Raw genomic sequence first — 26,403 nt, forward strand, 5'->3', positions numbered from 1 at the left:
GCGCGGGGCGCGCCGCGCCCGTGACCGGCAGCGCAGAGCGCGCCGCCGTGCGCCCGGTCACGGGTGCAGGGCGCGCTGCCCTGCGCCCGTGACCGGCAGCGCGCGGCCGGCCCCGCGCGCGTCGGCTTGCGGTGCCCCGGTCCGGACCGGGAGGCTCGACACCGTCCGTCCGCCCCGAGGAGACCCGATGACGCAGCTCCCCACCGCCCCCGTCCACCTGACCGCCGGGGGAGTCTCCCTGGTCCTCGACTGCTCCGACGGGCGGCTGCCCGCCGTCGTGCACTGGGGCGCCGCCCTTGGCGAGCAGTCCGACGCGGAGCTCCGGGCACTCGCCGCCGCCGACGTGCTACCGCTGCAGCCGAGCACACCCGACGTCGCCGTGCGCCTCAGCGTGCTGCCCGAGCCGCACACCGGGTGGACGGGACGCCCGGGGCTGACCGGGCACCGGGACGGCCACGACTGGTCACCCGCGTTCACGGTCACCGACCTCACCGTGACGGACATCCCCAGCGCCACGAGCGAGCAGGCCGCCAGCGGCCCCGACACCAGCGGCTCCGCCAGCGGCACCGCGACCTCCGGCGCCGCGACCTCCGGCGCCGCGACCTCCGGCGCCGCGACCTCCGGCACCGCCGCCTCCGGTGCCGCCCAGCGCCTCGTCGCCCTGGCCGAGGACCGGGTCGCCGGCCTCGCCCTCCGCATCGAGGTCGAGATGCTCGTCTCCGGCCTGGTGCGCCTCCGCGCCGCCGTCACGAACCGGGCCCCGGGCACGTACACGGTCGACGACCTCACCGTCGCGCTGCCCGTCCCCGGACGCGCCCGCGAGGTCCTCGACTTCGCCGGCCGCTGGGGCAAGGAGCGCACCCCGCAGCGCCACGAACTCGTCGTCGGGACCCACCAGCGCGAGGGACGCCGTGGTCGCACGGGCCCCGACGCCGCGACGGTCCTCAGCGTCGGCACGCCGGGCTTCGGCTTCGCGAGCGGCGAGGTGTGGGGCGTGCACGTCGGCTGGAGCGGCAACCACCGCCACCACGCGGAGCGCCTCGCCGACGGCCACCAGGTCATCGGCGGTGGCGAGCTCCTGCTGCCCGGCGAGGTGCGGCTCGCCGAGGGCGACACCCACACCGGGCCGTGGGTCTACGGCGCCCACGGGGACGGTCTCGACGCGCAGGCCCGGCGCTTCCACGACTGGCTCCGGCAGCGTCCGCAGCACCCGGTCCGTCCGCGCCCGATGACGATCAACGTCTGGGAGGCGGTCTACTTCGACCACGACCTGGAGCGCCTGACCGACCTGGCCGACCGCGCCGCCCGGATCGGGGTCGAGCGGTTCGTCCTCGACGACGGCTGGTTCCGCGGACGCCGCGACGACCGTGCCGGCCTGGGGGACTGGTTCGTCGACGAGGACGTCTGGCCCGACGGCCTGGCCCCGCTGGTCGACCACGTCCGTGCGCTCGGCATGGAGTTCGGCCTGTGGTTCGAGCCCGAGATGGTCAACGAGGACAGCGACCTGGCACGGGAGCACCCCGAGTGGATCATGCAGGCGGACGGTCGTCTGCCGGTCCGGGCGCGGAACCAGCAGGTGCTCGACCTGGCGATCCCGGCGGCGTACGAACACGTCCTCGCGCGCCTGACCGCGGTGATCGGCGAGGTGGGCGTCGACTACGTCAAGTGGGACCACAACCGGGACCTGGTCGAGGCCGGCACCCGGGGCGCGGGTGCCGCCGTGCACGAGCAGACCCTCGCCGCCTACCGCCTGATGGCGGCGCTCAAGGAGCGGTTCCCGGCGCTCGAGATCGAGTCGTGCTCGTCGGGCGGCAGTCGCGTCGACCTCGGCGTCGTCGAGCACACCGACCGCGTCTGGACCTCGGACTGCATCGACCCGCTCGAGCGGCAGCAGATGAACCGCTGGACCATGCAGCTCCTGCCGCCGGAGATGCTCGGTTCGCACATCGCGAGCGGCACGAACCACACGACCGGACGCTGGCACACGCTCGCGTTCCGGGCGGGCACGGCGCTGTTCGGGCACCTCGGCATCGAGTGGGACCTCGCGACCGCGACCGAGGCCGAGGAGCGCGAACTCACCGAGTGGATCGCGCACTACAAGGCGCACCGCGACCTGCTGCACCACGGCGACCTGGTGCGCGTCGACCAGGCCGACCCGACCCAGCTCGTCTACGGCTCGGTCGCCCCGGACCGCCGCGAGGCCCTGTTCTTCCTCGCCGTCATCGGCCGCTCCGAGGTCAGCCCCCGCGGGCGCACCACCCTGCGCGGACTCGACCCGGACACCCGCTACCGCGTGGACCCGCTCGTGGCCGGGGACGTGCCCGGTCTGGAGCCCGCACCGTGGTGGTCCGGCGACCGGGTGTTCTCCGGTCGCGCCCTCGAGGTCGTCGGCGTCCAGGCACCGATGACGTTCCCCGAGACCGTGGTGCCGTTCCGCGTCGTCGCCGTCTGACGACCCGCCCCGCCGGAGGCGCGGCAGGGCCGCTCGGACGGGAGGCCCGGATCGCCACCCTCGGACCGCCACCGGTCCGCGGGTGGCGGGTCGTGCCTCCCGGCCGGGCGGACGCAGCACGCCGACGCGCGCCGCTACGCTGGCCGACATGCCACACAACGGACCCGCCAGCCCGGTCTGGGCGATCAAGCTCGCCGTTGTCACCGGGCTCGTCGGCGTCGCCGGCGGTGTCGCCGGCATCGCGGTGTGGCTCGCACTCCAGCTCATCCAGTTCGTCGCCTTCGGGTACCCGTTCGGCGGGCACCGTGAAGCAGCCGACGCGCCGTCGGGGCTGAACCGGTTCCTGGCGGTCCTCGCGGCCGGTGTGCTCACCGCCGTCGCCTGGTGGGCGATCCGCCGCTGGGGCCGACCGGTCGTCGGGGTGACCGCGGCCGTCGCGGGTAAGCGGATGCCCTCGCTCGTGAGCCTCGGCAACGCGGGCGTGCAGATCCTGGCGGTGGGGCTCGGCGCCTCGATCGGGAAGGAGGTCGCTCCGCGCGAGATCGGCGCCTGGGCCGCCCAGCTGCTGACCGTCCGGGCGGGTCTCACCGCCCGCGAGACCCGGGTCCTGGTCGCCTGCGGTGCGGCTGCCGGCCTCGCGGCGGTGTACGACGTCCCGCTCGGCGGCGCACTCTTCGCCGTCGAGGTGCTGCTCGGCGAGTTGACCCTCGCGACCGCACTGCCGGCGTTCGTGACGAGTGCGATCGCGGCGTTCGTCGCGCGGCTCGTGATCCCGGACGAGGTGCTGTATCACGTGCCGGCGATGCACCTCTCGCCGTCCCTGCTCGTCTGGGCGGTCGTGGTCGGTCCGCTGCTCGGGTTCGCCGGGGTCGGCTTCGTGAAGACGACGAACCGCCTGCAGGGCATCGCGCCGACCGGGTGGAAGCTCCTCGTCGTGCTGCCCGTCGTGTTCGCGCTCGTCGGCCTCGTCGCGGTCCCGTTCCCCGAGGTGATGGGCAACGGCCGTGCCCTCGGGCTCGCGGCCATGAACGCCGACCTCGACGGACCGACGCTGTTCGGCATGGCGCCGCTGCTCGCCCTGCTGGTGCTGGGGCTGCTCAAGACGGTCACCACCGCCGCGACGATCGGCGCCGGGGCGGTCGGGGGCACCCTCACGCCGTCGATCGCGATCGGATCGGCCCTCGGCGGGTTCCTCGGCGCCGCCTGGCTGCTCCTCTGGCCGACCGACGGCGGGAGCGTGGCGGCGTTCCCGTTCGTCGGGGCGGCGGCCTTCCTCGCCACGACCATGCGCGCGCCCTTCACCGCGCTCGTGCTCGTGCTCGAGTTCACGCAGGAGGGGACCGACATCCTCATCCCGTCCCTGCTCGCGGTGAGCGGTGCGGTCGCCGTCGGGTACGTGCTCGCGCGTCGGCGCAGCGCACAGATGGTCTGACGGCGCTCGGCTGGGCATCCGGTCACAGGGCGGTCCGATCGCCGGCGCGGTGGTTAGCATCGGCGCCAGGACGCGGAGCACCAGGTTCCGCGGCGACTCGAGGAAACGGTCATGGCAGGGTTCGACGACATCACGAAGAAGGCCCAGGCGTTCCTGCAGGACAACAAGGTCCAGGACGCACTGCAGAGCGAGAAGGCCGAGGGCATCAGCGACAAGGTGTTCGACGGGGTCGCCGACGCCGTCAAGAAGGCCACCGGCGGCAAGTACGACGACAAGATCGACAAGGCCCGCGACGAGGCCGACAAGCGCGTCGGCAACGAGTAGGCCCGACGAGTCGGAGCCGGACCGTCCGGTGCCGGCCCGACTGGACGCCACCGGGAAGAACGACCACCATTGACGGGTTGTCTCCCGGAGACGGCAGGAGGGCCAGCACCGTGACGATCGTGGCACCAGCGCCGACGGACGACTCCGTCGAACCGCTCACCGAGGACGAGGTCGCACGCATCCGTGCGGACTTCCCGATCCTCCAGCAGGAGGTGAACGGGCAGCCGCTCGCGTACCTCGACTCCGGCGCCACCGCCGAACGGCCCGTGCAGGTCCTCGACGCGGAACGCCGGTTCCTCGAGCACGACAACGCCGCCGTGCACCGCGGGGCCCACACCCTCGCCGCGCTGAGCACCGACGCATACGAGGACGCGCGCGCCACCGTCGCCCGCTTCATCGGCGCGGGGAGCCCGTCCGAGGTCGTCTGGACGGCCAACGCCACCGACGCCCTCAACCTCGTCGCGTTCGGCATCCGCGCCGCGAGCGCGGGCCGGGGCGGGCCCGAGGCGGACCGCTTCCGGATCGGCGCCGGGGACGAGGTCCTCATCACCGAGGCCGAGCACCACGCGGACCTCGTGCCGTGGCAGGAGCTCGCCGCCGCGACGGGCGCCACCCTGCGCTGGGTGCCCGTCGACGACGCCGGCTGCTGGACCGCCGAGGGCGCCGTCGCCCGCATCACCGAGCGCACCCGCGTCGTCGCGTTCGCGCACGTGTCCAACGTCACCGGGATGATCGCCCCGGTCGCCGAGGTCGTCGCCGCCGCCCACGCCGTCGGCGCCCTGGTCGTGCTCGACGCCTGCCAGTCCGCACCGCACCGGCCGCTCGATGTCCGCGCGCTCGACGTCGACTTCGCCGCGTTCTCCGGGCACAAGATGCTCGGACCGAACGGCATCGGTGTCCTCTGGGGACGGGGTGCGCTACTCGACGCGCTGCCGCCGTTCCGCACCGGCGGCTCGATGATCACCACCGTGACGATGGAGCACACCGACTTCATGCCGGCTCCCGAGCGGTTCGAGGCCGGCACGCAGTCCGTGTCCCAGGCGGTCGCCCTCGCCGAGGCCGTCCGCTACCTCGAGCGCATCGGCATGGACCGGGTCCAGGCGCACGAGGAGCACCTCGCGCAGCGGATGCTGACCGGCCTCGCCACGGTCCCCGGCGTCCACGTCGTCGGTCCGGCGGTCGGGGTCCCGCGCAGCGGCCTCGCCTCGTTCGTCGTCGACGGTGTGCACGCGCACGACGTGTCGCAGTACCTCGACGCGCAGGGCATCGCGGTCCGCTCCGGCCACCACTGCGCGCAACCGCTGCACCGCCGCCTGGGCCTCACCGCGACGAGCCGGGCGAGCACGTACGTCTACACGACCGAGGACGACGTCGACCGGTTCGTCACCGCCGTCGGCGAGATCCGCGCCTACTTCGGGGCGGAGGACGCCTCGTGAACGGGCTCGACGGGCTCTACCAGCAGGTGATCCTCGACCACGCCAAGGCACGGCGGGGCGACGGGCCGCTGCCCGACGCCGACGCCGAGCACTTCGAGCGGAACCCGACCTGCGGCGACGAGATCACCGTCCGGCTCCGGCTCGAGCCCGGTACCGACCGGATCGCCGCGATCGCCTGGCAGGGTGACGGGTGCTCGATCTCGATGGCGTCGGCCTCGGTCCTGACCGACATGGCGGTCGGGCGCACCGTGCCGGAGCTCCTGGCCCTGACGGAGGAGTTCCGCACGATGATGCGCTCCCGCGGGGTCGGCGAGCCGGACGAGGACGTGCTCGAGGACCTCGTCGCGTTCCAGGGCGTCTCGAAGTTCGTCATGCGCGTCAAGTGCGGGATGCTCGCGTGGGTCGCGGCCGAGACGGCTGCGCAGCAGGCGGTCGCCACGCGCTGACCCGCTCGGTGCTCCGCTAGCCTGCAGCGCATGAGCGACGAGCGGCCCGGCAGCCGCGGCGGAGGGACCGTGTTCCTGCACGCCTCGAACCGCTCGCCCCGCCGGGCTTGGGGCGACCTCCTCGACCTGCCGGACGCCCGGGTCGCGTGGATGCCGGGCTACGACTCCGAGCTGGCCGTCCGGTTCGACCAGGACCGCTGGGAGGAGCGGCTGCTCACCGCCTGTCGGAGCGGCAGCACGGTCGTCGCGCACTCGTTCGGCGGGGCGGTCGCGATGCGCGCGGCGGTCCGTCGACCAGACCTGGTGGCAGCGCTCGTGCTGCTGGAACCGGCCGCGTACGCACTGGCGCGTGGTCACGAGGCCGTCGAGGAGCACATCCGCCGGGTGCAGCCGGTGCTCGACCGAGCGTCGGACCGCACGGCCGAGGAGTTCGCCGCCGACTTCGCGGCGGCGATGAGCGGTGACCGGCTCACGCCGCCGCTCGGCGCCGACGGGCTCCTCGCTGCCCGGCGACAGCGCATGCTGCCCGGCCCGTGGACGCTGGACACGCCGTCGGAGCTGGACGTCCCCACGCTGGTCGTCACCGGCGGGTGGAACGACGAGTACGAGGTGATCGCCGCGCGCATCCGCGGTGCCCGACACGTGACGCTCGTCGGCCACGGGCACCGGCCGCAGGACCACCCCGAGGTCGTCGACGTCGTCACGGACTTCCTCGTGCGCTGACGCCTTCGGCAGCGGGGGTCGGCCGGGGACGCCGACCGCCGGACGGGAGGCGCGGTGCCGGCTGGTGCCGTGCCTCCCGTCCGGCGTCCGGTGCGCCGAGAGTCCTTCCCGGGTCAGTCCCCCTGCCGGAGTGCGTGCACCATGCTGCGCAGCAGCCGTCGCGCCGTCGCGCGGTCGTCCTCGTCGAGCTCGCCGAGCATCCGGTCCTCGACGGAGCGGACGGCAGCCGTCGCGGCGGCCAGGTCGCGGCGGCCACGGTCGGTGAGCTCGGTCGGCATCACCCGGCCGGTGCGGGCCTCGGACGGCCTGGCGACGACGCCGTCGCGTTCGAGGGTCTGCAGGAGCACGTTCATCGACTGCCGGGTGACGAAGGTGCCGCGGGCGAGCTCGGAGTTCGACGACCCGGGCCGCTGTGCGAGCAGTTCGAGGCAGGCGTAGTGCGTGACCGTCATGCCGAGCGGGCGCAGCACGGACTCCATCGCCGCCCGGAGCGCGCTGGCGGTCTCCTTGAGCAGGTACCCGATCGAGGTCGGGAGGTCGACGCCGGTCTGCTCTTGACTCATGTCAGTAGTCTGACATACGCTCCTGCATGTCAGAAGACTGACACGAACTGGAGGAGCACCCATGCCCGTCACCGGCCCCGACTTCATCTCCCTGCAGGTCCGCGACCTCGGCGCCGCGCAGGCGTTCTACGAGCAGTACCTCGGCCTCGTCCGCTCTCCGGCCGGGCCGCCGCACGCCGTCGTCTTCACCACGGCGCCGATCGCCTTCGCCCTGCGCGACATCGTCCCGGGCACCGACCTGGCCGCGGTCGAGCAGCCCGGGATCGGCGTCGCACTCTGGCTGCACGCGACGGACGTCCAGGCAATCCACGACGCCCTCGTGGCCGACGGACACCGCATCGTCGCCGACCCGATCGACGGTCCCTTCGGCCGGACCTTCACGTTCGCCGACCCGGACGGCTACCACGTGACGCTGCACGACCGGGCCTGACGACGGGTGGTCGGTGCAGTGTGAGGAGAGCGCGCCGGAGGACGGTCCGGACCGATCCGCCACGGCGCGGAGAGCAGCGACCGCAGGTCGCGCAGTTGCTCACCCGTCGCGTTCTCGTTCCGTCTGGAGTGCTCCTGGTCAGCAGCACGATGAGGCACTCGACCCGTTCCGCTGCACGATCGGCCGTGAAGACGGTGCGGAGAGCAGGTCGGCGGTGTGGCGGGGGGTGAAGCGCTGCTCGAAGTCTCGTTCGTTCGGGAGCCAGATGTCGTGCCAGAGAGCGTCGTGGCTGCGGCCGAGTCTCCGGTCTCGGGCAACACCGCGGCGGGCAGCAGTGTCAAGGTCGACGTCGCACCAGACGGTCACGTCGAGTGTGGGCAGCGCCTCGGGGTGGAACAGGCCGATGAGGTCGACGACGAGGGTTCTCGCCTGCGGTAGTGGCTCCTCGGGGCCGAGGGCTCGCCGGGCCCAGTCGTACCGCTGGAAGCGGCTGGTGCGTTCGTCTCGGAACGGTTCCAGCACCGTCGCGACCAGGCGCTCACGCCCCACCCCGTCCCAGTCCGAGGAACGTCGGTGTGAACGTTCGGGGTCCAGGAAGTCGTCTCCACGCATCCGCACGGCATCGGGAAGTGCTGCGACCAGGCTGCGGGCGAGCGTCGACTTGCCGGACCCACAGTAGCCAGAGACGCCGACGACCACCGGACGTTCGAGAACCCGCTCTCGCTCCACGATGTGCTCGAGGACGTCGCTCTGGTTCATCTGCCGAGGTTACAAGGAGCCCTCACTCCCTGCACCGTCTCGGTGAGCGGAGGTCTCCTGGGACAAGAGCTGGGCTGTACTCCTGCTGCAAGAAACGGCAGCTACAGGCCCCCGGCAACCCTCAGAGTCGCCCCCGTGGTGTAGGCCGCGTCTGGTGAGAGCAGCCACGCCACGGCTCCTGCGATCTCGTCCGGCATCGCCGCTCGTCCAAGGGGTACGGACGACGCAACCTTTGCCGGCCGGTCAGGGTCTTGGTGGAAGTCCGTCCAAACGGTCCCCGGCTCAACACAGTTGACTCGTATGCCCTCGGAAGCCACTTCTTTCGAAAGCCCCAGGCTCAGAGCCGCAACCCCGGCTTTGGCCGCGGCGTAGTGCACGTAGCTCCCAGGGCTGCCGAGGGTCGCCGCTGCCGAACCGATCAGAACGAGAGACCCCGCTCCTCGGGCCAGGTGGTGCACTGCGGCACGGCTGGTCAGGACGGCACCCAGGAGGTTGACCTCGAGGTCCTGCTTGACATCGCTCGGGTCGAGATCGAAGAGACGGCCGACGCCTCGGACGGCACCTGCCGCAGCGACGACGCCGGTCAGCGGCCCCAGGTTCTGCGCTTCGCCGAAGAACGCGTCGAGCGAACGGGGGTCTGTGACATCGACGGCGGCGATCACCGCTCCGCGCCCGAGGGCCTGGACTTCAGCTGCCACCTGGGCTGCGGCGTCGACATCGTCGCGGTACCCGATGACCACGTGATGCCCTTCGGCTGCGAGTCGTCTCACGACGGCTGCTCCGATGCCGCGGGACCCGCCCGTGACTGCTGTGACAGGTGAAGGGTTCTGCATGCCGCCATCCTCACCTACGGAAGCAGCATGGCTGACATCGCCCGTGCCCGGGTAGCCGATCCTCGGCCGAGGCACCGACGCAGCGGTCAGTACTCGAGCACTGGCCACTCCCGCAGCCGTGAGAACCGGGGGCGCGGTGGCACCGGTTCATCGTCGTCCATCACCCGAACCTCCGTGAGCACGGTGATCTCGGTCGTGTCGTACGAGCGGTGCGCAACACCGTCCCGCTCGTCGACGACCACTGTCACGCGGTCAGCCGGATCGCGCTCGTGCTCGAACGTCACGAGCAGCCAGTGCCCGTGGATCCGTTGGACCAGGATCGGTGCGAAGCTCCCGGGCGAGCCCCACAGCAGGAGGAGCTCCGGGGTGAGCAGCCGAACGGGAGGAGCCACCGCGCCGCTTCGGGCGAAGCCGACCTCCACCGGCCCGTCGACCGAATGCAGGACGCCTTCCGCGTACTGGTCGCGGTGGTGATCGCCCTGCCGATCGAACGTCCAGCTCTGGTCACGCTCGTCGACGACGACCTGGAACTGACGCGGTTGCGCCGAGCCGCCCCGCAGCGCTGTCAGGCCGCGAGCAAGTCGTCTGGCCGGGCGTCGGAGCGCGGCGACCTCGGCCTGGAGGGTCGGGACGTCAGTTGCAGCCAGAACGGTGTCGAAACGCACGCGTTCAGTCTGGCGCGCACGGCGAACGATCGACGAGCACGACGTCTCGTCCGCGGATCCAGGGCATCACCCGGGTCGCCTCCTTCGCGGTGGCCACCGCCCGCTGCGGGACGGCCGGGCGCCGGTCGTGTCACGCGGCGTCATCGTCCGTGACGGACCCGCGGGCCCCGACGTACGGTCGCGACGTGACCACGAACCGCGAACCCCGGCAGATCCGCTTCAACGCGTTCGACATGAACTGCGTCGCCCACCAGTCCTCCGGGCTGTGGCGGCACCCGCGCGACCGTTCCCGGCACTACAACGACCTGTCGTACTGGACCGGCCTGGCGAAGATCCTGGAGGGCGGCTCCTTCGACGGCATCTTCATCGCGGACGTCCTCGGCACGTACGACGTCTACGGCGGCACCGACGAGGCAGCCCTGCGCACCGGGTCGCAGGTGCCGGTGAACGACCCGATCCTGCTCGTGTCCGCGATGGCCGCGGTCACCGAGCACCTCGGGTTCGGCATCACCGCCGGCACCGCCTACGAGCACCCGTACCCGTTCGCCCGACGCATGTCGACGCTCGACCACCTGACGAAGGGCCGCGTCGGCTGGAACGTCGTCACCGGCTACCTGCCGAGTGCCGCCCGGAACATGGGGCAGACCGACCAGCTCGGCCACGACGACCGCTACGACGTCGCCGACGAGTACCTCGAGGTCCTCTACAAGCTGTGGGAGGGCTCGTGGGAGGACGACGCCGTCGTCGAGGACCGCGAGACCGGCGTCTTCACCGACCCCGCCAAGGTGCACCCGATCGAGCACCACGGCACGCACTTCGACGTGCCCGGCATCCACCTGTCCGAGCCGTCGGTCCAGCGGACGCCGGTCGTCTACCAGGCCGGCGCGTCGCCGCGGGGCATCCGCTTCGCGGCCGAGAACGCCGAGGCCGTCTTCGTCGGCGCCCCGACCCTGCCGCAGTTGGCCGCGACCGTCGCGAAGATCCGGGACGCCCTGGAGGCTGCTGGTCGCGACCGGTACGCCGCCCGCGTCTACACGCTGCTCACCGTCATCACCGACGAGACCGACGAGGCCGCGCAGGCGAAGTACCGCGACTACCTGTCCTACGCGTCCGAGGCGGGTGCGCTCGTGCTCAACTCCGGGTGGATGGGCGTCGACCTGTCGCAGTACGACCTGGACGAGCCGCTCGGCAACATCGAGTCGAACGCGATCCAGTCCGCCGCCGCCAACCTGTCCGCGGCGACCGGCGAGGACGGCACGACCTGGACGGTGCGGGACATCGCACGGCAGACGGCCATCGGCGGACTCGGGCCGGTCGAGGTCGGCAGCGGGGCGACGATCGCGCAGCGGCTGATCGACATCCAGGAGCAGACCGACGTCGACGGGTTCAACCTCGCCTACGCGGTGACCCCGGGCACGTGGGAGGACGTCATCGAGTTCGTCGTGCCCGAGCTCCGCGCACGGAACGCGTACCCGGACGGCTACCGCGAGGGATCCCTCCGCCACAAGCTGCTCGGCCGGGGCGACCGGCTGCCGGAGGAGCACCGCGGGGCGTCGTTCCGTGTCGGGGTGTCCGCGACCGCGTGAGCGACCACGACCGTGCTGCTGCCGGGCGGCCTCGTGACCGCCCGACGCACCGAGGCCGCGGGCCGACGGCGCACGCAGCAGCACGGTCGTAGGGTGGGCCGATGATCGAGTCGACGGCAGCCGTACGGGTCGCGGAACCCGGGGCCGACACCGACTCTGCCTGCATCGACCTCTGGGTCGCCGCGGTCGCCGTGCGGGACGGCCGCGCCGAGGACCCCGCGGTGCGTGCCCGGGCAGCGACGAAGTTCGCGGCCGACCGGGTTGCGCTCGTGGTCGCACCCTCGTCGGACGACGGCGTCCGCGGCTTCGCGCTGGTCACGGCACCCGGGACCGGTGGCGACGGACCGGCCGGTGCCGCCTACCTCAGCCTGCTGGCCGTGGATCCGTCGGCGCAGGGGAGCGGTCTCGGTCGAGCGCTCCTGGTCGCGGCGGTGGACGCTGCTCGGGCCGCCGGGTACGCGCACTGCTCCTTGCACGCGCTCGAGGACAACGCCCCCGCACTCCGGCTCTACCGCAGCGCCGGCTTCCGTCCGGTGGGGGAGCCCTTCCCGCACGCGCTGAACGGCCGTCCCACGCGGACCTACCTGGTCTGACGCAAGGGGACCGCCCCGGCCGCTGCTCCCGGACAGCCGGTCCCGCCGGCACCGACCGGTCAGCTGTTCCCGGTCAGCGCCGTCCGGCCGGTGCGACCAGCGTCCAGTCGCCGTGCGACGCGACCCGACCGTCGCCCGACGACCGGCCCGTCACCCGGCGGCGGACCCACGGGACGACGTGGTCGCGGTAGTAGCGCAGCTCCGCGGACACCGACGTCGGCGCGGCGTCCGGGACCGACGGCACCGCAGCCTCCGGTCCGCTCGCGATCTCGTGCAGGGCGAGGTCGGCCACGCGCTGGTGCCCGAGCGGGTTCATGTGCAGCCGGTCATCGGACCAGAACTCGGCGCGACGCAGGTGCCGGTCGCGCGAGACGTCCACGAACGGCAGACCCCGGTCGCGGGCGAACCCGGTCAGGGCCTCCGCCCACGCGTCACCCCGGGCGTTGATGAGTCGGCCGAGCGGCAGGCGGGCGCTCGGGTCGGCGGGGCTGAGCAGCGCGAGCCGGACGCCCTGCGCCGCGACGGCGTCCGCGGCCCGTGCGAGTCGGGCGAGCAGCACGTCGACGTCGTAGCCGGGGCGGAGCATGTCGTTGCCGCCACCGCAGAAGGTGATCAGGGTCGGCGCGGGGTCGAGCGCGAGGGCGGCGTCGAGCTGCCCCTCCAGCACCCCGGCGAGCAGGCGCCCGCGGATCGCGAGGTTGGCGTAGGACACCGGGCCGGACAGGTGGTCCGCGAGGCCGGACGCCAGCCGCCCGGCCCACCCCGGGAAGGGGACGTCCCCGTCGTCGCCGACGCCCTCCGAGAAGCTGTCGCCGATCGCGACGTAGCGGACGGGATCGGTGCGGGCGGGGACGGCGGACATGGTCCTCCTCGGGGACGACGAACGAGCTGACCCCATCGTGCTCCTCGGTCGACGACCGCGACCGCGACCGCGACCGCGCTGGCGACGGCGGTGACGACCGCGGCGGCGACGGCGGTAACGAAGGCGGCGACGGCGGCTGGCGCGGCGGTGAGGGAAGGCTGCCCTCACCCGGAAAGTCCCGGTCAGGGCAGCCTTCCCTTGCTGGTGGGGATGGCTCGCACGTGCTTTGCTCTCCCCATGTCCACCGCTGCCGACCTCGCGCTCCCCGTCTCCGAGCACGACGACGCCACGAGCGCCGCACGACTCAACTGGCTCCGCGCCGGCCTGCTCGGCGCGAACGACGGCATCGTGTCCGTCGCCGCCGTCCTGGTCGGCGTCGCGGGTGCTGGCGCCTCGACCGGACCGGTCCTCGCCGCGGGCACCGCCGCCCTCGTCGGCGGCGCGGTCTCGATGGCCCTCGGCGAGTACGTCTCGGTGAGCGGTGCCCGGGACGCCCAGCGCACCGGGCAGGCCGCGCACCAGGCCCAGCTCGAGGCCGAGTCCGAGGACGCCGCCACCATCGCCGCCCACTACCGCGGCCTCGGCGTCTCGGACGACGTCGCCCGCTCCGTCGCGGCGGAGCTCGTCCGTCCCGAGGTGCGCGACCGCCGTGCCGCCGCAGCCCTCCGTGACGCCGAGGACGAGGTCGTCAGCCCGTGGCGTGCGGCCTGGGTGTCCGCCGCGACCTTCATCGTCGGGGCCGCGCTGCCGTTCCTCGCCATGCTGCTCGCCCCGGCGTCGAGCAAGATCCTCGTGACGGTCGTCGCCGTCCTCGTCGCCCTCGCCGTCACCGGGACGACGGGCGCCACCCTCGGCGGCGCACGCCGCGGCCGGGCCACGGTGCGCGTGGTCGCCGGCGGGGCGCTCGCGCTCGCCGCCACCTACGCGGCCGGGGCGTTGCTCGGGACGCACGCGTTCTGACGCGACCGCGACGACGGACGGGAGGCCCGGACCACGTGACCGACGTCGGTCACGTGATCCGGGCCTCCCGTCCGTCCACAAGCGGTCAGGCCGCCGGCGTCGGCTCCAACACCGCCTTCGGCACCCGGTGCAGGGTCACCGCACCGACCGCGTCGAAGGGGTGCAGCGGATCCGGCGTGCCGGACCCTGTCGGCCCGCCGAGCTTCGAGTCGCCGACGGCGCTGAGCACCGCGTAGGCGTCGTCCGCCGTCCAGCCGTGCTCGTCCACCAGGAACGCGAAGGCGTCCTCGTACCCGCGGCGGATGCTCTCCTGCACCGGGTCGCCCAGGCCGACGAACAGCCACTCGTCCGCGGTCTCGATGCGCGGGGCACGCAGCTCCGGGCCACCCTTGACCAGGTCGACGGAGACGACGGCGGTGCCCTGCGCCTCGATCGCGACGAAGGACGACTCGCCCTCGGCCATGAGCGCGTGGATGTCCCCGATCGACAGCAGGGCTCCCGGCACCCGGACCGGCAGGTACACCGTCGAGCCGGGGCGGGCCTCGGTGACGTCCATGTTCCCGCCCTCGGCGTGCGCGGGCATGATCGTGGAGTTCTCGCCCTCGGCGGGGGCCGTGCCGATGCAGCCGATCATCGGGCGGACCGGGAAGGCGTGCCGGTCCGTGACGTACACCACGCCGTCCTCGATCGAGCAGCGTCGGGTGAAGACGCGGTCGCCCATCACGTGCTGCAGTGCTCCCGAACCGGGGAGCGACACCGACCAGCCGTGCGTGGTGAGCTCGATGTCGTGGATGGTGACCGCGAGCGTGTCGCCCGGTTCGGCGCCCTCGACGTACACCGGGCCGGTGACCGGGTTGATCGGGGCCTGCAGCTGCGCCATGTCGTGGTGCACGTCGAGTTCGGCGTAGACGGCGTCGGTCGTCTCGAAGCCGATCGTCTCGCCGGTGCCCGGGGCGATGGTCAGGACCGGCTCGCGGTCGGCGGTGTACCCGGGGCGGCCGAGCGTGTTCGGCAGGTGGTGGTCGGCGGTCATCGGGGGTCCTCGTCCGTCGTGCGTGGGGCGGCGGGTCCGCTGGCGGTGCCGGCGGCCGGGGTGGTGGCACCGGTCGCGGCGGTGGCGGCCGGGGTGGTGGCCCCGGTCGGGTCGCCTTCGCCCAGTGTGCCCGGTTCCTCGGAGCCGACCTTGGTGGAACGGCCTGTGGCCCGGTAGTACAGGAACACGGCGGCGCCGACGACGAGCCAGATGATGCCGCCGACCTTCGCCTCGACCGCGGCGTTGAGCAGCACGTACCCGATGATGAGGAACCCGATCAGCGGCACGACCAGGTGCAGCACCCAGTTGCGGGACCTGCCCTTCACGACGTGGTGCACGACCACGGACACGTGCAGCAGCATGAAGCCGAACAGCGCACCGAAGTTGACCAGCGACGAGATCGTGTCGATCTGCCCGACGAAGAACAGCACGAGGATCGCAGACAGCACCGAGACGACCAGGATCGCGTTCTGCGGGACCTTCCGACCGTTCAGCTTGTGCAGGAAGGCAGGCAGCTGCCGGTCGCGGCTCATCGAGAAGAGCAGGCGGCTCGTGGCGGCCTGCGCAGCCATCGCGTTCGCGATGCCGACGGCCAGGACGTTGACGGCGAAGAACGCCGTCGCCCACCCGCTGGACGAGGCCTGCTCGACGATCGTGAAGAACGCGTTGCCTGCCTCGCTGTCCGAGAACGAGTCCCGGCCGGCGGCCAGTGCACTGGCGAGCCAGGTCTGCACGACGAACAGGAACGCGACGATGACGAGCGCCAGGATCATCGCCAGTCCCGCACCGCCGCGGCGTCCGGTGGACTCCTCGGACAGGGTCGAGATGCCGTCGAAGCCGAGGAAGCTGAGCACCGCGATGGACAGCGCCGAAGCGATCAACGGCGCCGACACCTTCGCGGGGTCGAACACCTGGTCGGTGCTGAACGAGGCGCCCGGCACCGTCCCGCCCGTCAACGCGACGACCGCGATGATGACGAAGACGACCACGAAGACGAGCTCGATGAGCAGGAAGATCCGGTTCGCCAGCTTGAGGGACGACACGCCTGCCAGGTTGATGACGGTGTTGATCGCCACGAAGACGAGTGCCCACAGCCAGCGCGGGGTGCCCGGGAAGATACCGACCATGCTCTCCGCCGCGAACACGTAGAGCAGCGTCGGGACGAGCAGGTAGTCGAGCAGGATCGCCCAGCCGGCGAAGAACCCGGCGGTGGGGTGGATGCCGCGGCCGACGTACGAGAACACACTGCCGGCGAGCGGGATGGACTTCGCCATCTGCGCGTACGCGAGGGCGGTGAAGATCATCGCGACGAGGCCGACGACGTAGACCAACGGCACCATGCCGGAGGACGCGTTGTAGACGGTGCCGAAGATGGCCCACGGGGCGATCGGCACCATGAAGACGAGCCCGTAGACGAGCAGGTCGGTGGTGGAGACGGAGCGCTTGAGCTCCTGCCGGTAGCCGTAGGCCTCGAGTTGCTGTTGGGGGGAGAGTTCGCTGTGCTGCTGCGACATGTCGGTTCCGTTCGTCGGAAGGAGGGACGGTGCAGGGAGTGTGGTGGTCGGACGGGAGGCGCGTTCCGGGTCGGTGGGACGCCTGCGGTCCGGTGCGTGGCCGGCCGGGGTGGTGCCGGTGCTGGGGTGCTGAGGTGCTGGGGTGCCGGGTGTGCGTGCGGGGTGTGGACGCGTCGGGGTGGGGAGCGCCGGTGTCAGGCGGTGGGCTGGGCGTCGTGCTCGGCGAGGAACGCGCCGACGACACGGCGGAACTCCTCCGGCTGCTCCAGGTGCGTGCAGTGGCTGGCGCCGGGGAAGACGTGCTGGCGGGCGTCCGGGACGTGCGTGACGAAGGGCTCCCACGTGGCGGGGGTCGCCTCGTCGTGCTCACCGGCGACCACGAGGGTCGGCACGTCGACCTGGTCGAGACGGTCGACGACGGACCAGTCGCGCAGCGAGCCGATGACGTGGAACTCGTTCGGCCCGTTCATGGTGTGGTAGACCGTCGGCTCGGCCTCCATCTGCTCCTCGGAGGCGACGAAGTCCGCGGGCATCGGCACGACGCGGCACACGTGGCGCTCGTAGAACACCTGCGTCGCCGCGAGGTACTCCGGGTCGTCGACGGTGCCGGCGGCCTCGTGCCGGGTCAGTGCGTCCTGCACGTCCTCGGGCAGCTGGGCGCGGAGCTCGGCGGCGCCGTCCACCCAGAGCTGCATCGACGCGGGGGAGTTGCAGATCGACAGGCTCGCGATGCCGCCCGGGCGACGGACGGCGATCTCGGCGCCGAGCATGCCGCCCCACGACTGCCCGAGCACGTGGTGGTCACCGAGGTCGAGGTGTGCCACCAGCGCGCGGTACTCGTCGACGAAGAGCTGCGGCTGCCAGAGGTCGGCCGGGGCGTCCGGACGGTGGCTGCTCCGGCCGCACCCGAACTGGTCGTGGTGTACGACGGTGCGCCCGGTCTCGTCGGCGAAGGCCTCGAGGTTGCGGACGTAGTCGTGCGCCATGCCGGGCCCGCCGTGCAGCACGACGAGGGGGAGCGCACCCGGGACGGGGCGGTCGGGTTCCGTGACGCGGTACCAGGTCTCGCCGTCCTGGAACGGCATCGTGCTCTCGGTGATGCGGGACATGGGGTGAGCATGGTCCCTCGAAAGGTCCCAGGCAAGACCTTTTCTCCTCGTTTAACGTGGCCGTAACAGGACTCCGCGCCGCTGGCCGTGCTGCTGGCCGTGGAGCGCGGACACGACAGGGAGGGGCGCCGTGGTGGACCACCCGACCGAGCCGCGCGGCCCGGAGACGCGCGTGGACGAGGTCGAGGACCGGCTCGTGACCGCCGTCGCGGTGGGGGAGTACCTGCCCGGCTCCCGCTTCCCACCCGAGCGCGAACTCGCCGCCCTGCTCGGTGTCGCCAGGGTCACGGTCCGCGCCGCCCTCGCCCGACTCGTCGACCGCGGGCTGCTCGAGACCAGACGCGGGCGTGGTGGTGGCACCTTCGTCCGCGAGCAGGAGGCGGGTGCCGTGCCGGACGCGATCGGCCGCACCCTGGCCGCTCGGTGGGTCGGCATCCGGGACACCGCCGACGCCATCGCGGTCCTGCACGGAGCACTCGCCGCGGTCGCCGCCGAACGGATCACCCCGGCCGAGGCCGAGGACCTACGCGCGCGCCTCGAGACGTTCCGGACCGCCGGCTCGGGCTTCGCGAAGCAGCAGGCGGACGCGGTCCTGCACCGGGGGATCATCGACGCGGCGCGCAACGACGCGCTCCGCAGCACCCTGGCGGCACTCGAGGCGCAGATCTCCATCGCGGCACCGGCGCACCTGTGGGGGACGGCGGACGGCATGGCCGAGATGGAGGCGCGAGCGCTGCGGGAGCACGAGCACCTGGTCGACGCGGTGTGCTCGGGACGCCCGGCGGAAGCGGGGGACATCGCCCGGCGCCACGTCGGCATCGACCTCGAGCTGCTCGAGCAGGCGATGCGGCGTGCGGGGCAGGTGCCGACCGTCGGCGCCTGAGTCGAGCGCGGCCGGGCGAGGCCGAGCGCGGGGGACTGCGCCGGGCGAGGCCGACCGTGGGGGACTGCGCCGGGCGGCCGACCGCGTCGGTCCGTCCTGACCCGATCCGACCGAGGTGACGGACGACGGGAGGCCCGTGGCGGAGTCGCCACGGGCCTCCCGTGTGTGGTCGGGTCGCGCTCCGCGTCAGACGTCGCGTCGGCGCGCCACCGTCATCGCGACGGCGTTGACGGCGAGCACCTCGGCGAGGAGGACCCCGGCGCCGCTCCAGCCGTTCAGCACCACGCCGTCCTGCGGTGGTGTCGCGGCTCCGGAGTCGAACTGGAACAGGTGCGAGCCCGCTGCGTCCGGCAGGAACGCCATGACGTCGGCCAGCCAGCCGAGGCCACCGATGGAGGACACGAGCCCGATCACGACGGGCAGGACCAACAGGATGCCGAGCGTGATGGCGATGCCGCCCGCACTCGACCGGACGAGCAGACCGATGCCGAACGCGAGGAGCGCGAGGAGCGTCACGTAGACCGACGCGCCCAGGAGCGGCATCCAAACGGCGGGATCGGCCATGTCGGGTTCCAGGCCCTTGCCGACCTGCATGCCGGTCGAGGCCGCGACACCGATCGCAGTGGCGACGACGCTCACGACGAAGGTGGACGCGGCCAGGACCGTGGCCTTCGCGAGCAGTGCGCCGAGGCGGCCCGGGTCCGCGGTGAACGTCGAGCGGATCTGCCCGGTCGCGTACTCACCGGTGATGATGAGCACGCCGAGCACGCCCACCACCAGGGCGGACAGGTACACGCTGATCGTGTTCATCCCGACGATCATCGCGTTCGCGCCGGTGGCTGCGGCCTCCTGGTCCGTCGGCTCGGACACGGCGCCCAGGAGCACCGCCAGACCGATCGTCAGCAAGACGATGATCGCGAAGCACCAGAACGTCGAACGGATGCTCCAGAACTTGATCCACTCCCCGCGGACGAGCCTCGAGAACCCGAGGCGCACGTCCTGCGCTGCGGTGTCGTCCCGGTGGCGGTGCTGGTCGACGGCACGCTCGTCGGTGTGCTTCGGAGCGCTCATCGGGCTCCCTCCGATCGGTACTCGACGTCGTCGCGGGTGAGGGCCATGTACGCCTCTTCGAGGCTGGCGCCGGTGGGCGTGAGCTCGTGCAGGACGACACCGGCACGGGCCGCGATGGCGCCGACGGTCGGGGCGTCCGGCCCGACGACGAGGAAGGAGCCGTCCTCGCGCTGGGTGACCGACGCCGCGGGACCGATGGCCGAGAAGAGCTCGTTCGGCATCGGGGTCCGGACGACGACGCGGGCGAGGGCGGGGCTGCCGTCGGCGCCTCCGGCACCGGCGACGAACTCCGCGATCGGCGCGTCGGCGAGCACCTTGCCGCGGCCGAGCACCACCACGCGGTCCGCCGTCTGGGCCATCTCGCTCATGAGGTGACTGGAGAGGAAGACGGTGCGCCCCTCGGCGGCCATCCGGCGGGCGAGCTGGCGGACCCAGAGCACGCCGTCGGGGTCGAGGCCGTTCACCGGCTCGTCGAGGATCAGGGTGCGCGGGTCGCCGAGCAGCGCCGCGGCGATGCCGAGTCGCTGCCCCATGCCGAGCGAGAACCCGCCGACCCGCTTGCGGGCGACGGACTCGAGCCCGGTCATCTCGATGACCTCGTGCACACGCCGCTTCGGGATGCCGTGCGTCGCCGCGAGGGCGAGGAGGTGGTTGTAGGCGCTCCGACCGGAGTGGACGGCCTTCGCCTCGAGCAGCGCGCCGACCTGCCGGAGCGGGTCGCGGAAGCTCTGGTACGGGCGCCCGTTGACGGTGGCGCTGCCGGAGGTCGGCCGGTCGAGTCCCATGATCATGCGCATCGTGGTCGACTTGCCGGCGCCGTTCGGGCCGAGGAAGCCGGTCACGCTCCCCGGGTGCACGACGAACGAGACGTCGTCGACCGCGAGCTTCGGTCCGTAGCGTTTGGAGAGGTGCTGTACTTCGATCATCGCTGGCCACGGTAGGGGAGGCGGTCCCGCCCGTGCCTCCCCCTCGAGGGGGAGATCGTGGCGGCGTCCCACCGCCGTGGGCCGCCGAGGACGCCGCACACGTCGACCAACGGGCGCTGGAGGCGCGGAACCTCGACGCCGCCTTCGCCTCCCTCGCCCGCGCCGACCGACCGCGGTTGGCGAGGCGGGTCATGCGCGCACGGCGGGTGCTCGTCCTCGGGGAGCGCGGGGCGTACCCGATCGCCCTCCAGTCGCGTGCGCAGCTCGCACAGGTCCGGCCGGACGTCCGCATCGGCCCGACGCCGGGACAGCGTCTCGGCGAGGAGGTCGCCGACCTCGACCGCCGCCGTCATCGCCGCGCCCGCCGCGACGGCCGTCCTGTGTCCGGTGGACTCACCGTCGGCGTTCGACTCGATGGCTGCCGTGTTCGCCGTGGTGGCCGCGATCGCCAACGACGTGGACGAGGCCTCCGGACCGTCCGGGCGCACGCGGGTGGACGCCGTCGCGACCGCCTACGACACCCTCGGCGAGCTCACGGGCCGGTGAGGGCCCGCACCGACGCCGCACGGGCCGCTCGGGTCGGGGTCAGGACCCCGACGCTGCGTGCAGCTCGGCGGCGAGCGAGCGGTTGCGCTCGACGATCAACGCACGCAGGTACCGGCGCAGGACGAGTCCCTCGGCGATCCGGCCGAGCGGGCCGAAGGGCGCATGGAACGCGATCTCGTCGACCATGCGCGTCCCGTCAGCGGTCGCCGTGAACCGGTGCTCGTGCCGGAACCGGGCGAACGGCCCACGGACCTGCTCGTCGACGAAGGCGGTGGGCGCCTCCAGGGCGGTGATCTCGCTCGTCATCCGCCAGACGACACCCAGGTGGCGGGCGCGCCACGTGACGGTCTCGCCGAGGCCGATGGTGCCGCTGGTCCGACCAGCGACGGCCCGTTCGCCGCTCGCGGCCATGGACCGCAGGTGCGCGCCGATGTCCAGGGACAGCGCGAACGCGCGCTCCGGCGGCACCGGCAGGTGGGTGACGACCCGGAAGGCAGCGCTCATGACACGATCCTGGCGCACGGACGGCAGGATGGTCACGTGACCGATGTCCCCGCGCGCCCGCTCGACCGTGCCGGGAGGCTCCTCCCCGGTCTCGCGCTCGCCACCGGCATCGCCGTGGTCGCCACCGTCATCGGTCGGTTCCTGCCCGTCGTCGGCGCGCCGGTGAGCGGCGTCGTCCTCGGTGCGGTCCTCGGCACGGTCCGCCGTCCGGGCGCGGTCGTCCGGCCCGGGATCACGACGGCGAGCAAGACCGTCCTCCAGTGCGCGGTGGTGCTGCTCGGTGCGCAGCTGTCGCTGCTGCAGGTGGCCCGGGTCGGGGTCGCCTCGCTGCCGGTCATGCTCGGCACCCTCGTCGTCTGCTTCCTCGCCGCGTGGGGGATCGGCCGGGCGCTCGGCGTCGTCGGGAACCTGCGCACCTTGATCGGCGTCGGGACCGGGATCTGCGGGGCGTCCGCGATCGCCGCCGTGACGCCGGTCATCGGGGCGCTCTCGGTCGAGGTCGCCTACGCGGTGTCGACGATCTTCCTGTTCAACGTGGCCGCGGTCGTCGTCTTCCCCGTCGTCGGACACGCCCTCGGGATGAGCCAGCACGCCTTCGGGCTGTTCGCGGGCACCGCGGTGAACGACACGTCCTCGGTCGTCGCGGCGGCGAGCACCTACGGTCCCGGCGCAGCGGACTTCGCCGTGGTCGTGAAGCTCGTCCGCACGCTCATGATCATCCCGGTGGTGGTGGCGCTGGCGTGGCTGGTCGGACGTCGGACCGAGGCAGCACCCACCCCGGACGGTGCGGCCCGGCCGGCCTGGTCCCTGCGCCGGGTGTTCCGCCTCGTGCCGTGGTTCCTCGTCGGCTTCGTGCTGGTCGCCGCCGTCAACTCCACGGGCGTCATCCCGGGGCCGGCGCACCCGGTGATCGCCGCGGTCGCCGCCTTCCTCATCACCGTCGCCCTCAGCGCCATCGGCCTGTCGACCGACGTCGCGGGGTTCCGCCGCGCCGGGTTCCGCCCACTGCTCCTCGGCGGGTCGCTGTGGATCGTGGTCTCCCTCTCGAGCCTCGGGCTGCAGGCACTGACCGGCAGCACCTGACCGACGCTACGGTCGGGGGATGGACCTCGACACGTTCGCCTTCCCCGTCATCGACGGCCACAACGACCTGCCGTGGGAGCGTCGCGAGACGCACGACTCCGGCGTCGAGGGCATCGACTCCGAGACCGACTCCCTCCACACCGACCTGCCGAAGCTCCGTGCCGGCGGCGTCGTCGGGCAGTTCTGGTCGGTCTTCGTGCCGGTCGAGGAGGCCGACCCGGTCCGGACGACCCTGCAGCAGGTCGACCTCGCACACCGGATGATCGACCGCTACCCGGACGACCTCGCGCTCGCCCGCACGGCCGACGAGGTCCGGGCGGCGATCGGCTCCGGCCGGATCGCCTCGCTGCTCGGCGCGGAGGGCGGGCACTCGATCGGCGACGACCTGGCGGTGCTCCGCGTCCTCGCCCGCCTCGGCGTCCGGTACATGACGCTGACCCACAACGAGGACACCCCGTGGGCCGACTCCGCCACCGGCGCCCGGGCCCACGGCGGCCTCACCGACCGCGGTCGCGAGGTCGTCGCCGAGATGGAGCGCCTCGGCATGCTCGTCGACCTGTCCCACACGGCGCCCGCGACCATGCGGGACACGCTCGACGTCGCGACCCGGCCGGTCGTCTTCAGCCACTCGTCCACCGTCGCGGTCGACGACCACCCGCGGAACGTGCCCGACGACGTGCTCGCCCGGCTCGCCGACAACGGCGGCGTGGTGATGATCACCTTCGTGCCGAAGTTCGTCTCCCGCGCGTGGGCGGACTGGGAGGAGGACGGTTCGCTCGGGGAGCCGCCGCTCGTGACGGTGTCGGACGTGGCGGACCACGTCGACCACGCGCGGGAGGTCGCCGGCCTCGCGCACCTCGGTCTCGGCGGGGACTACGACGGCACCCCCGTGCTGCCGCCCGACCTGCGGGACGTCTCCCGCTACCCGGTGCTCGCGGACGAGCTGCGCCGCCGCGGGTGGGGCGACGCGGACCTCCGGGCGCTCGCGGGCGGCAACGTGCTGCGCGTGCTCGAGGCCACCGACGACCGGTTCGCCCGCTCGGCCGGCCTCCGCTGACCACCGCGGTCGCGGACGCACCCGTGCACCCGCGCACGACCGCGGCCCGGACGCACCCACGCACCACCGCGCTCCCGGCCGCCGACGAGCCACCGGACGCCGACGCGCTCCCGGCGGAACCGGGCGTCACGGACAGGGCCACCCCGGCTCCGATCGCTAGGATCAGGCCGCACACAGCGCCTCCGGCACCGGGGGCCACCGGACCGACGTGAGGACGCAACGGATGACCGGCACCATCTACGACGACATCTCCCAGGCCTTCGGCAACACCCCGCTGGTGCGGCTCAACCGCCTGCCGCAGGAGGGCGGGGCCGAGGTCCTGGCCAAGCTCGAGTTCTACAACCCCGGCGCGAGCGTCAAGGACCGCCTCGGCGTCGCGATCATCGACGCGGCCGAGGAGTCCGGTGAGCTGAAGCCCGGCGGCACGATCGTCGAGGGCTCGTCCGGCAACACCGGCATCGCGCTCGCACTCGTCGGCGCTGCCCGCGGCTACCGGGTCATCGTGACGATGCCCGAGACCATGAGCGTCGAGCGCCGGGCCGTGATGCGCGCCTACGGTGCCGAGATCGTCCTGACGCCGGGGTCCGAGGGCATGAAGGGCGCCGTCGCCCGCGCCGGTCAGATCGTCGACGAGACGCCCGGTGCGATCCTCGCCCACCAGTTCGAGACGACGGCGAACGCCGCGATCCACCGCCGGACCACCGCGCAGGAGATCCTCCGTGACACCGAGGGGCACGTCGACGTCTTCGTCGCCGGCGTCGGGACCGGTGGCACGATCACCGGTGTCGGCCAGGTCCTCAAGGAACGCGTGCCCGGCGTGCAGATCGTCGCCGTCGAGCCCGCCGACTCGCCGCTCCTGACCAAGGGCACCGCCGGTCCGCACAAGATCGCGGGCATCGGCGCGAACTTCGTCCCGGAGGTCCTGGACCGCTCCGTCATCGACGAGGTCATCGACGTCGAGCTCGACGACGCGCTCCGGGTCGCCCGGGCGCTCGCGACCGACGAGGGCATCCTGTCCGGCATCTCCTCGGGCGCGATCATCCACGCGGCCCTGCAGGTCGCCGCCCGTCCGGAGAACGCCGGCAAGCGGATCGTCGCGATCGTCTGCGACACGGGGGAGCGCTACCTCTCGACGGTGCTCTTCGAGGGACTCTCTGCGTGACGACGGCTCCACGCCGCGGCGTGCTGCGGACGGTCCGGGAGGACCTCGCCGCCGCACGCCGCGGTGACCCCGCAGCACGCGGGGACCTCGAGAACGCGATCGTCTACTCCGGGCTGCACGCCGTCTGGTCGCACCGGGTGGCGCACCGGCTCTGGATCGCGCGTGGGCTCCCGGGCTCGCGCACGGCGGCCCGGGTGCTCGCACAGCTCACCCGCACGCTCACGGGCATCGAGATCCACCCCGGCGCGCGCATCGGTCGCCGGTTCTTCATCGACCACGGCATCGGCGTCGTGATCGGCGAGACCGCCGTCGTCGGTGACGACGTCCTCGTGTTCCACGGCGTCACGCTGGGCGGTCGGGGCGGAGGCCCGGGGCCGCGTTCCAAGCGGCACCCGACGGTGGGCGACCGGGTCGTCCTGGGCGCCGGGTCGGCGCTGATCGGCGGCATCATGGTCGGCGACGACTCCGTCGTCGGCGCGGGCACCGTCGTGACGAAGGACGTCCCGGCGAACTCCGTGGTGACGGGGATCGCCGGGACGGCACGGCCGCGCTCGGGCGGCGAGGGCGTCCCCGAGCTGTGAGGCCCGCGGAGCCCGGGGAGCGTCAGCTCTTCTCGCAGGCGATCCCGTCGGCGTCGCGGTCCATCTTCTTGTTCGCGTTGTAGAGCGCGTCGTCCTTCTTCACGGTGCCCTTGAGCGCGCGGTAGGACGTCTTGCCGGCGGAGGTCACCTTGTTCCTCGTGACGGACTTCTTGGCGATGCCGCCCGAGTAGACCTTGTTGACGGCGGTGCAGTTCGCGAAGGTCTTCGGCGCGGCCGAGGCGCTCGCGGCGGTGCCGGCGACGCCGCCGACGGTAAGGGCGAGCGCGAGGGTGGCGACGCCGAGGGTGCGGATGATCTGCATGGGTGCTCCTGGAGGACGGTGCTCGGCGTCGGGTACGCGCGGCGGGACGAGCGTACCCACGTTCATGAGAGAACTTCACCCCCCGAACGGGGTCGCCGTCGTGTGTCCGTGGCGGCGGGCATGCTGGAGGCATGGACGGGAGCACCCTGCACGAGGTCGTCGACCGGACCGCGACGGCCCTCCCCGCGGTGACCGTGACCCAGCCGTTCGGCGAGGGCGCCGACGTCTACAAGGTCGTCGACAGGATGTTCGCCATGACGACCGAGCTGCGCGGGGTCCCGATCGTGAACCTCAAGTGCGCCCCACCGCACGCGGTCGCACTGGTGCGGGACCTGGCCGAGGTCACGCCGGGGTGGCACATGGACAAGCGCCACTGGATCACGCTCGCGCCGGGCGACGGCCTCGACGAGACCACCGTGCAGGACCTCGTGGCGAACTCCTGGGACCTCGTCGTCGCCGGTCTGCCACGCGCCCGTCGCCCCCTCGACCCCACCCGCGGCGCACCGCCCGACTGAGCGCCCCACCACGCGGCCGGCCGACCCGCGGTT

Annotated in this window: 29 protein-coding genes; 17 read left to right on the plus strand and 12 right to left on the minus strand. The window is 72.9% G+C overall.

Annotation, left to right across the window (positions count from 1 at the left end):
• Window positions 1-187: 187 nt before the first annotated feature.
• The 6 genes from KM842_RS01640 to KM842_RS01665 all read left to right on the plus strand — a co-directional run bounded on the left by KM842_RS01640 (window position 188) and on the right by KM842_RS01665 (window position 6,813).
• On the plus strand, window positions 188-2,452 hold the full coding sequence (locus tag KM842_RS01640; protein WP_216260325.1) for an alpha-galactosidase: 2,265 nt from the start codon (window positions 188-190) through the stop codon (window positions 2,450-2,452).
• Window positions 2,453-2,600: 148 nt separating this feature from the next.
• On the plus strand, window positions 2,601-3,884 hold the full coding sequence (locus KM842_RS01645) for a chloride channel protein (RefSeq protein ID WP_216260326.1): 1,284 nt from the start codon (window positions 2,601-2,603) through the stop codon (window positions 3,882-3,884).
• A 111-nt stretch (window positions 3,885-3,995) separates the two neighbouring features.
• Window positions 3,996-4,208 (plus strand): antitoxin, encoded by a 213-nt coding sequence (locus tag KM842_RS01650; protein ID WP_216260328.1) that lies wholly within the window; start codon window positions 3,996-3,998, stop codon window positions 4,206-4,208.
• Between the two features lie 110 nt (window positions 4,209-4,318).
• Window positions 4,319-5,644 carry a SufS family cysteine desulfurase gene (locus KM842_RS01655; RefSeq protein WP_437124537.1) on the plus strand — a complete coding sequence of 442 codons (1,326 nt, stop codon included), beginning with the start codon at window positions 4,319-4,321 and terminating at the stop codon, window positions 5,642-5,644.
• On the plus strand, window positions 5,641-6,090 hold the full coding sequence (sufU, locus tag KM842_RS01660) for a Fe-S cluster assembly sulfur transfer protein SufU (protein WP_216260329.1): 450 nt from the start codon (window positions 5,641-5,643) through the stop codon (window positions 6,088-6,090). The genes KM842_RS01655 and sufU overlap by 4 nt, the downstream gene beginning before the upstream one ends.
• 30 nt (window positions 6,091-6,120) lie before the next feature.
• Window positions 6,121-6,813: an alpha/beta fold hydrolase gene (locus tag KM842_RS01665; RefSeq protein ID WP_216260332.1), complete on the plus strand. Its 693-nt coding sequence runs from the start codon at window positions 6,121-6,123 to the stop codon at window positions 6,811-6,813.
• Window positions 6,814-6,926: 113 nt separating this feature from the next.
• Here KM842_RS01665 and KM842_RS01670 read toward each other — a convergent pair whose 3' ends face one another.
• Window positions 6,927-7,376 carry a MarR family winged helix-turn-helix transcriptional regulator gene (locus KM842_RS01670; protein WP_216260334.1) on the minus strand — a complete coding sequence of 150 codons (450 nt, stop codon included), beginning with the start codon at window positions 7,374-7,376 and terminating at the stop codon, window positions 6,927-6,929.
• A 61-nt stretch (window positions 7,377-7,437) separates the two neighbouring features.
• Between KM842_RS01670 and KM842_RS01675 the strand changes: the two genes are divergently transcribed.
• Window positions 7,438-7,806: a VOC family protein gene (locus KM842_RS01675; RefSeq protein ID WP_216260335.1), complete on the plus strand. Its 369-nt coding sequence runs from the start codon at window positions 7,438-7,440 to the stop codon at window positions 7,804-7,806.
• Window positions 7,807-7,944: 138 nt separating this feature from the next.
• On the opposite strand, the gene KM842_RS01680 is transcribed toward KM842_RS01675, so the two are convergent.
• The 3 genes from KM842_RS01680 to KM842_RS01690 form a co-directional block, all read right to left on the minus strand.
• On the minus strand, window positions 7,945-8,565 hold the full coding sequence (locus KM842_RS01680; protein WP_216260337.1) for a uridine kinase family protein: 621 nt from the start codon (window positions 8,563-8,565) through the stop codon (window positions 7,945-7,947).
• 101 nt (window positions 8,566-8,666) lie between these two features.
• Window positions 8,667-9,398 carry an SDR family NAD(P)-dependent oxidoreductase gene (locus KM842_RS01685; protein ID WP_216260339.1) on the minus strand — a complete coding sequence of 244 codons (732 nt, stop codon included), beginning with the start codon at window positions 9,396-9,398 and terminating at the stop codon, window positions 8,667-8,669.
• Between the two features lie 86 nt (window positions 9,399-9,484).
• Entirely contained in the window at window positions 9,485-10,063 is a 579-nt protein-coding gene (locus tag KM842_RS01690; protein WP_216260341.1) for a hypothetical protein, read from the minus strand.
• A 185-nt stretch (window positions 10,064-10,248) separates the two neighbouring features.
• Between KM842_RS01690 and KM842_RS01695 the strand changes: the two genes are divergently transcribed.
• Together KM842_RS01695 and KM842_RS01700 are read left to right on the plus strand one after the other, a co-directional pair.
• Window positions 10,249-11,649: an LLM class flavin-dependent oxidoreductase gene (locus KM842_RS01695; RefSeq protein ID WP_301183812.1), complete on the plus strand. Its 1,401-nt coding sequence runs from the start codon at window positions 10,249-10,251 to the stop codon at window positions 11,647-11,649.
• A 101-nt stretch (window positions 11,650-11,750) separates the two neighbouring features.
• Window positions 11,751-12,242, plus strand: a complete 492-nt coding sequence (locus tag KM842_RS01700; protein ID WP_216260350.1) for a GNAT family N-acetyltransferase — start codon at window positions 11,751-11,753, stop codon at window positions 12,240-12,242.
• A 73-nt stretch (window positions 12,243-12,315) separates the two neighbouring features.
• Here KM842_RS01700 and KM842_RS01705 read toward each other — a convergent pair whose 3' ends face one another.
• Window positions 12,316-13,104 carry an SGNH/GDSL hydrolase family protein gene (locus KM842_RS01705; protein ID WP_216260352.1) on the minus strand — a complete coding sequence of 263 codons (789 nt, stop codon included), beginning with the start codon at window positions 13,102-13,104 and terminating at the stop codon, window positions 12,316-12,318.
• A gap of 237 nt (window positions 13,105-13,341) precedes the next feature.
• Between KM842_RS01705 and KM842_RS01710 the strand changes: the two genes are divergently transcribed.
• The gene (locus KM842_RS01710; protein WP_216260353.1) at window positions 13,342-14,064 is read left to right on the plus strand and encodes a VIT1/CCC1 transporter family protein; all 723 of its coding nucleotides are present in this window, start codon (window positions 13,342-13,344) and stop codon (window positions 14,062-14,064) included.
• Window positions 14,065-14,149: 85 nt separating this feature from the next.
• Here the strand turns inward: KM842_RS01710 and KM842_RS01715 are convergent, their stop codons facing one another.
• The 3 genes from KM842_RS01715 to KM842_RS01725 form a co-directional block, all read right to left on the minus strand.
• The gene (locus KM842_RS01715; RefSeq protein WP_216260356.1) at window positions 14,150-15,097 is read right to left on the minus strand and encodes an acetamidase/formamidase family protein; all 948 of its coding nucleotides are present in this window, start codon (window positions 15,095-15,097) and stop codon (window positions 14,150-14,152) included.
• Complete coding sequence (locus KM842_RS01720; RefSeq protein ID WP_253206202.1) at window positions 15,094-16,611, minus strand: APC family permease; 1,518 nt, start codon at window positions 16,609-16,611, stop codon at window positions 15,094-15,096. Before KM842_RS01720 ends, KM842_RS01715 begins: the two co-directional genes overlap by 4 nt.
• A 194-nt stretch (window positions 16,612-16,805) precedes the next feature.
• Window positions 16,806-17,720, minus strand: a complete 915-nt coding sequence (locus tag KM842_RS01725) for a proline iminopeptidase-family hydrolase (protein ID WP_216260357.1) — start codon at window positions 17,718-17,720, stop codon at window positions 16,806-16,808.
• 133 nt (window positions 17,721-17,853) lie between these two features.
• Between KM842_RS01725 and KM842_RS01730 the strand changes: the two genes are divergently transcribed.
• Window positions 17,854-18,603 carry a FadR/GntR family transcriptional regulator gene (locus KM842_RS01730; RefSeq protein WP_216260365.1) on the plus strand — a complete coding sequence of 250 codons (750 nt, stop codon included), beginning with the start codon at window positions 17,854-17,856 and terminating at the stop codon, window positions 18,601-18,603.
• Window positions 18,604-18,789: 186 nt separating this feature from the next.
• Here KM842_RS01730 and KM842_RS01735 read toward each other — a convergent pair whose 3' ends face one another.
• Window positions 18,790-19,674: an ABC-2 family transporter permease gene (locus KM842_RS01735; protein ID WP_216260368.1), complete on the minus strand. Its 885-nt coding sequence runs from the start codon at window positions 19,672-19,674 to the stop codon at window positions 18,790-18,792.
• Complete coding sequence (locus tag KM842_RS01740) at window positions 19,671-20,600, minus strand: ABC transporter ATP-binding protein (RefSeq protein WP_216260370.1); 930 nt, start codon at window positions 20,598-20,600, stop codon at window positions 19,671-19,673. The genes KM842_RS01735 and KM842_RS01740 overlap by 4 nt, the downstream gene beginning before the upstream one ends.
• A gap of 387 nt (window positions 20,601-20,987) precedes the next feature.
• Between KM842_RS01740 and KM842_RS15805 the strand changes: the two genes are divergently transcribed.
• A complete protein-coding gene (locus KM842_RS15805) occupies window positions 20,988-21,146 on the plus strand; it encodes a hypothetical protein (protein WP_253206203.1) in 159 nt (52 codons plus the stop codon).
• Window positions 21,147-21,185: 39 nt separating this feature from the next.
• On the opposite strand, the gene KM842_RS01750 is transcribed toward KM842_RS15805, so the two are convergent.
• Window positions 21,186-21,650, minus strand: coding sequence for an SRPBCC family protein (locus KM842_RS01750; protein WP_216260372.1), 465 nt, complete (start codon window positions 21,648-21,650; stop codon window positions 21,186-21,188).
• A 36-nt stretch (window positions 21,651-21,686) separates the two neighbouring features.
• Here KM842_RS01750 and KM842_RS01755 point away from each other — a divergent pair, with 36 nt between their 5' ends.
• The 4 genes from KM842_RS01755 to epsC all read left to right on the plus strand — a co-directional run bounded on the left by KM842_RS01755 (window position 21,687) and on the right by epsC (window position 25,533).
• Window positions 21,687-22,733, plus strand: a complete 1,047-nt coding sequence (locus KM842_RS01755; RefSeq protein WP_216260374.1) for a YeiH family protein — start codon at window positions 21,687-21,689, stop codon at window positions 22,731-22,733.
• A 19-nt stretch (window positions 22,734-22,752) separates the two neighbouring features.
• Complete coding sequence (locus KM842_RS01760) at window positions 22,753-23,790, plus strand: dipeptidase (RefSeq protein WP_216260376.1); 1,038 nt, start codon at window positions 22,753-22,755, stop codon at window positions 23,788-23,790.
• A gap of 223 nt (window positions 23,791-24,013) precedes the next feature.
• Window positions 24,014-24,952: a cysteine synthase A gene (cysK, locus tag KM842_RS01765; RefSeq protein ID WP_216260378.1), complete on the plus strand. Its 939-nt coding sequence runs from the start codon at window positions 24,014-24,016 to the stop codon at window positions 24,950-24,952.
• Window positions 24,949-25,533 (plus strand): serine O-acetyltransferase EpsC, encoded by a 585-nt coding sequence (epsC, locus tag KM842_RS01770; RefSeq protein WP_253206204.1) that lies wholly within the window; start codon window positions 24,949-24,951, stop codon window positions 25,531-25,533. Before cysK ends, epsC begins: the two co-directional genes overlap by 4 nt.
• 22 nt (window positions 25,534-25,555) lie before the next feature.
• Here epsC and KM842_RS01775 read toward each other — a convergent pair whose 3' ends face one another.
• Window positions 25,556-25,855, minus strand: a complete 300-nt coding sequence (locus KM842_RS01775; protein ID WP_216260388.1) for an excalibur calcium-binding domain-containing protein — start codon at window positions 25,853-25,855, stop codon at window positions 25,556-25,558.
• A 131-nt stretch (window positions 25,856-25,986) separates the two neighbouring features.
• On the opposite strand from KM842_RS01775, the gene KM842_RS01780 reads away from it, so the two are divergent.
• Entirely contained in the window at window positions 25,987-26,370 is a 384-nt protein-coding gene (locus KM842_RS01780) for an MmcQ/YjbR family DNA-binding protein (protein ID WP_216260389.1), read from the plus strand.
• The last annotated feature ends 33 nt before the right edge of the window (window positions 26,371-26,403 follow it).

Origin of the sequence: Curtobacterium sp. L6-1, from assembly GCF_018885305.1 — a bacterium.
In the GTDB taxonomy this organism is placed as follows: domain Bacteria; phylum Actinomycetota; class Actinomycetes; order Actinomycetales; family Microbacteriaceae; genus Curtobacterium; species Curtobacterium aetherium.